The 5635-nt window shown below is 64.6% G+C and carries 4 protein-coding genes and 3 pseudogenes; all 7 read right to left on the bottom strand.

Annotated elements, in window-relative coordinates:
* Positions 1 to 403 (bottom strand): 2Fe-2S iron-sulfur cluster-binding protein (locus CZ203_RS14660; RefSeq protein WP_159456407.1); only part of this gene is annotated, 403 nt, incomplete at its 3' end.
* A 215-nt stretch (positions 404 to 618) separates the two neighbouring features.
* Positions 619 to 1335 carry a response regulator gene (locus CZ203_RS07100; RefSeq protein WP_087065444.1) on the bottom strand — a complete coding sequence of 239 codons (717 nt, stop codon included), beginning with the start codon at positions 1333 to 1335 and terminating at the stop codon, positions 619 to 621.
* Positions 1328 to 1996 (bottom strand): annotated as a pseudogene (locus tag CZ203_RS07095) (sensor histidine kinase); the annotation flags it as partial. The pseudogene CZ203_RS07095 and the gene CZ203_RS07100, both read right to left, overlap by 8 nt.
* Positions 1997 to 1999: 3 nt before the next feature.
* Positions 2000 to 2545, bottom strand: a pseudogene (locus tag CZ203_RS15125) (response regulator); the annotation flags it as partial.
* Complete coding sequence (locus tag CZ203_RS07090; protein ID WP_087065443.1) at positions 2538 to 4319, bottom strand: ATP-binding protein; 1782 nt, start codon at positions 4317 to 4319, stop codon at positions 2538 to 2540. The pseudogene CZ203_RS15125 and the gene CZ203_RS07090, both read right to left, overlap by 8 nt.
* A gap of 148 nt (positions 4320 to 4467) precedes the next feature.
* Positions 4468 to 4641 (bottom strand): annotated as a pseudogene (locus tag CZ203_RS15505) (hypothetical protein); the annotation flags it as partial.
* Between the two features lie 452 nt (positions 4642 to 5093).
* On the bottom strand, positions 5094 to 5543 hold the full coding sequence (locus CZ203_RS07080) for a NifB/NifX family molybdenum-iron cluster-binding protein (protein WP_087065442.1): 450 nt from the start codon (positions 5541 to 5543) through the stop codon (positions 5094 to 5096).
* Positions 5544 to 5635: the final 92 nt, after the last annotated feature.

The following is a 5635-nucleotide window of genomic DNA, read 5'->3' as shown; positions in this document are numbered from 1 at the left end:
CGCGCGCGCGGTCGTACAGGCGCACGGCGACCGTGGTCGTCCCGATATCGGCGGCGAGTCCGTAGCCTTCCCCGTCCGCCTGGAACGCGGGCATGCGCGCCCAGGACAGCGTCTCGACCGCGTCCTGCGCGGCATAGACCGTACAGTCCCCCTCTGCCGCGGCAAAACAGGCCAGGCGCACGCCGTCCGCGGCTTCCTGCGGGGTCAGGTGCGCCCGCTCGGCCTCCCCCATGGGGGACAGCGCGCCCTCTGCGCGCACCTTGCATTTGCCGCAGGTGTGGTTGCCGCCGCAGGGCATGGCGGGCGCGGCCTGCATGTCGCGCAGCGCGTCCGACAGCAGCCGCCCCTGCGGGACCTCGCGCTGGATCCGTCCCGTCCCCCGTAAAATTGTAAGTATTGGCATTTGGCCTACCTCCGCTTCCCTTGCCTATCAACAGTCCTGCATTAAAGATACCGCATTTGCCCGCCGCTGTCCATCCGTCCGGCGGCAAGATGGCAAGATTTATAAAGGGTTCGCAAGATTTCGTGAGGTTCCCGCGCGCCCGCGCCGCGCACCGGTGCAAAAAAAGGGGAGGGGGGCAGTTTGCCCCCCTCCCCTTTGGCCGGGTATCGCGGATGCTACAGCTCGCTGTCCTGCTTCTGCCGGATCATGCGGTACCCCACGCCGATATGCGTCTGGATATACTGCGGGTGCCCCGGGTCCTTTTCCAGCTTTTTGCGCAGCGTCGCCATGAACACGCGCAGCGACGGCGTGTCGGACACCGCGGGGCCCCCCCAGATTTCGCCCAGGATATAGTTGTGCGTCAGCACCTTGCCGGTGTTTTTGGCGAGCAGGCACAGCAGCTTGTATTCGATCGGCGTGAGGTGGATCTCCACGCCGTCCCGGTAGGCGCAGCCCGCGGCGTAGTCGATCTTCAGGCCGCCGTTTTCATAAAGGCTGGCCTCCCCGCTCGTCTTTTCGTTGTCGTAGCGCACCCGGCGCAGCGCGACCCGCAGGCGCGCGAGCAGCTCGTCGACGGAAAAGGGCTTCGTCAGGTAATCGTCCGCACCCGCGTCAAGCGCGGCGACCTTGTCGGAATCCTCGCTGCGCGCGGACACCACGATGATCGGCATATTGCTCCAGGCGCGGATCTTTTTGATAATATCCACGCCGTCGATATCGGGCAGCCCCAGGTCAAGCAGCACCACGTCCGGCCGGAAGGAGAGCGCGTCCATCACCGCGCCCGTGCCCGTCTTCGCCCGGTGGTACTGGTAATCCTGGGTTTCCAGGGTGGTTGCGATCAGGTTGCCGATGGCAGGGTCGTCCTCAACCACCAGGATTTGCGGCTTATTCATAAGGCGTCACCTCCGATAAATGCAGTGTGAAGCGGAACTCCGTACCGTGGGGCGCGTGGTCCAGCACCTGGATCGTGCCGCCGTGCGCGGCCACGATGGATTTGCACAGCGATAGCCCCAGGCCGAGCCCGCGGCGGCCGTCGCCGCGCGCGTTGTCCGCGGTGTAGAACATGTCGAACAGCCGCGCCTTGGCCTCGTCCGGGATGCCCGGCCCGTCGTCCGTGATGCGCACCTCCGCCATGCCGCCCGCACGCCGGGCGGACAGCGTGATATGGGAGCCGTCCGGCGTGTACTTGACCGCGTTATTGACGATATTGATCACCACCTGTACCATCAGCCGCGCGTCGAGGTCGGCCATGAGCAGGTCGTCCGCGAGGTCGACTGCGATATGGTGGCGCACGGCGTTGCGGTCGAGGTGCTGCAGCGCCTCGCCAAAGACCTCCTGCAGCAGCTCGGGCTGCATATGGAGCTTGACGGCGCCGTTTTCCATGCGGGTGATCGAGAGCAGGTTTTCCACGAGGTTGATGAGCCACATCGAATCGTCATAGATGGACGCGTAAAGCCCCTGCTTCTTGGCCTCGTCCAGCACCGCGCTGTTTTCCAGCAGGATGCCCGCGTTGCCGGAGATGCTGGTCAGCGGGGTGCGCAGGTCGTGGGAGATCGNGATATAGTTGTGCGTCAGCACCTTGCCGGTGTTTTTGGCGAGCAGGCACAGCAGCTTGTATTCGATCGGCGTGAGGTGGATCTCCACGCCGTCCCGGTAGGCGCAGCCCGCGGCGTAGTCGATCTTCAGGCCGCCGTTTTCATAAAGGCTGGCCTCCCCGCTCGTCTTTTCGTTGTCGTAGCGCACCCGGCGCAGCGCGACCCGCAGGCGCGCGAGCAGCTCGTCGACGGAAAAGGGCTTCGTCAGGTAATCGTCCGCACCCGCGTCAAGCGCGGCGACCTTGTCGGAATCCTCGCTGCGCGCGGACACCACGATGATCGGCATATTGCTCCAGGCGCGGATCTTTTTGATAATATCCACGCCGTCGATATCGGGCAGCCCCAGGTCAAGCAGCACCACGTCCGGCCGGAAGGAGAGCGCGTCCATCACCGCGCCCGTGCCCGTCTTCGCCCGGTGGTACTGGTAATCCTGGGTTTCCAGGGTGGTTGCGATCAGGTTGCCGATGGCAGGGTCGTCCTCAACCACCAGGATTTGCGGCTTATTCATAAGGCGTCACCTCCGATAAATGCAGTGTGAAGCGGAACTCCGTACCGTGGGGCGCGTGGTCCAGCACCTGGATCGTGCCGCCGTGCGCGGCCACGATGGATTTGCACAGCGATAGCCCCAGGCCGAGCCCGCGGCGGCCGTCGCCGCGCGCGTTGTCCGCGGTGTAGAACATGTCGAACAGCCGCGCCTTGGCCTCGTCCGGGATGCCCGGCCCGTCGTCCGTGATGCGCACCTCCGCCATGCCGCCCGCACGCCGGGCGGACAGCGTGATATGGGAGCCGTCCGGCGTGTACTTGACCGCGTTATTGACGATATTGATCACCACCTGTACCATCAGCCGCGCGTCGAGGTCGGCCATGAGCAGGTCGTCCGCGAGGTCGACTGCGATATGGTGGCGCACGGCGTTGCGGTCGAGGTGCTGCAGCGCCTCGCCAAAGACCTCCTGCAGCAGCTCGGGCTGCATATGGAGCTTGACGGCGCCGTTTTCCATGCGGGTGATCGAGAGCAGGTTTTCCACGAGGTTGATGAGCCACATCGAATCGTCATAGATGGACGCGTAAAGCCCCTGCTTCTTGGCCTCGTCCAGCACCGCGCTGTTTTCCAGCAGGATGCCCGCGTTGCCGGAGATGCTGGTCAGCGGGGTGCGCAGGTCGTGGGAGATCGCGCGCAGCAGGTTTGCGCGCAGCGCTTCCTGCCGCGCGGCCTCCTCGACGCGCTGCTTGGCGCGCGTGGCCGCATCGCGCTCCATGGCCAGCCCGCATTCGTCCAGGATGGCGACCATTAAATTTTTTTGGAACGCGTCCGGCTTGTGCGCGGGGTCGATGGATACGCCCGCGACCGCCTGCACATGCTCGGTGCCGCGCACGGCCATATAGAGGCACTTCGCGCCGGGCAGGGTGCTTGTGGTCGCGCCCGCGTGCTTGTTGTTCTTATGCACCCACTCGGCGACCGCGCGCTCCGCCGGGGCGGCGTACGCCTCCATATCGGCTTCCGCCTGGACGGGGAAGGGCGTCATGGGCTGCAGCGCGCCGTCCTCGCCCACGGGGTAAATGACCACGTCGCGCCCGAGCAGCTTGTGGAGCTGTGTGGCCGTGACGGCCAGGATATTCGCCGCGCCCGCGGCCTTTTGCAGCTTCTGGCTGGTTTCGAGCAGCACCTCGGTGCGGTACGCCTTGCCCGCGCTCTCGATCGCCTGCCGCTTGATGCGGGTGGTGAGCGAGCTGCCCAGCAGCGCCACGATGAACATCACGCAGTAGGTGGCCGCATAGCTCGGGTCGCTCATCAGCGTGAAATAGGGATAGGTGAAAAAGAAATTGAACACCAGCACCGAGAGTAGGGAGGCGAGCAGGCTGTAGGCCAGCCCCGTGGTGGCCATGGCGACCAGCAGGCCGCCCAGGATATAGACCATGATGACATTCGCGTTCGTAAAGCCCAGCGCCGTCAGCAGGTAGCCGACCGCGGTGCACAGCGCCAGGATGGCGAGCATCCGCAGGGTATCCCCGGCGGAAAACCGTTCCGGCGCAGTGCGGAAGAAGCGCCGCGGGCGCGCCGTAGCGCGCGGCCCGTCCGGGATGATGTAAATATCGAGGTCGGGCGCGAGGCTGTTCAGGCGGTCTATCAGCGTCTTGAGGGAGGGGAAGAAGACCGGCCGCGGGCTGCGCCCCAGCACGATCTTGGTGATGCCGCCGATTTTCGCGTACTCCGCGATCTGGATGGCGGGGTCGTCTCCGTAGACCGTGGCGATGTGCGCGCCCAGCTCCTCCGCAAGGCGCATATTCGCCCGCAGTTCCCGGTTTTCCTGCTCGCCCTGGCCGGCGTCCGGCGTTTCGACATAGAGCGCAGTCAGCGNCGGCGGAGCCGGCCGCGGTCGCCTCGGCCCAGCCGACCTGCGCGCCCATGGCTTCAAAGATCGCGCGGAACGGCACGTAAGTACGCCCGTCCTGTAAGACCGGCTCCCCGCCCTCGGCGAAGGCGACCGCCCGCCCGTCCAGCACGACGGAAACCGGCTTGTCCGCCGCAAGCACGGACGGCGCGGCGCACACGGCCAGGAGCGCCGCAAGCGCGGCGGCAATTGCGCGTTTCAAATAGCTTTTCATACTGTCCCTCTTTTCCGGTATACCGCTGCGCGGCGCCGGGCGCCTGCCCCCGCGCCGCCGTTTTGTTCCAGCGTACCATACCTATCCTTAAAAAACAATGCGGATTGTGTACATTGCGCCTAAAATCTTTGGTTTTTTGTTACAGACCTTTCACAAATTGTTCACAACTTTTGCAGCCCGATGGGCTATACTATAACCATCAGCTGAAGAGCTGATACAGTAAAAGGTATGTCGGTATCTTTTCATTTCTCTTTTACCCCCCTAAGTTTTACAAACCGCAAAAGGACGTCCCTCCCCCGGATGTCCTTTTGCACGTTCCGGGGACAATTTGCCGCCGGGACAAATTTTCTACCCTCTTACTACCGGAAAAGCCGCGGCCCTGCTTTGCAGGCCGCGGCTTTTCCATGCCCACAGGGCGACGATAAAAACCAGGGGGCGGGCGCCGTGCGGCGTCAGACCTCCGGGATGTGCTTTTTGACCGCTTCCGGGATCGGCATGCCCGCGCCGCAGCCCGCGCACTTGGCGCAATCGTGCATGCACTGCATGGGGTCGTTTTCGTCCATCTCGATCTCGACCTGGAGGATCGAGGGGTCGCCCTGCGCCTCTCCCGCGAGATACCTTGTAATCGCCGTGTCCGCGTCGCCTTCGCAGCCGGGCACCAGCTCGATCTCGATCATTTCAAACGCCGAGCGCGCCATCAGGCCGAGCGTGCCGCAGATCAGCACGTCCGCCTTCTGTTCGGCCAGCAGCTTGACGGCCGCGATCGTCCCGTCGCCGGGAGCGGGCACCGTCTCCTTCTGGAAGCCCTTGCCGTCCTCGGAAACCGTGACGACCGTAAACTCCTTGGCCTGCCCAAGCTGGGCCGCAATCCTCCCGTTTTCGGTTGGAACCGCAATTCTCATGCCTGCCGCCTCCTTATCCTAAGCTGAGCAGCGCGTCGACCGCGCCGTCGAGCGCGGCGGGGAGCGCCGCCCCTTCGATCTTGCCCGCGTCG

It is taken from the genome of Intestinibacillus massiliensis (assembly GCF_900155735.1).
Lineage (GTDB): Bacteria > Bacillota > Clostridia > Oscillospirales > Butyricicoccaceae > Intestinibacillus > Intestinibacillus massiliensis.
Note: the sequence above shows the minus strand (reverse complement) of the source record. Positions and strands in the feature narration are given on the sequence as shown.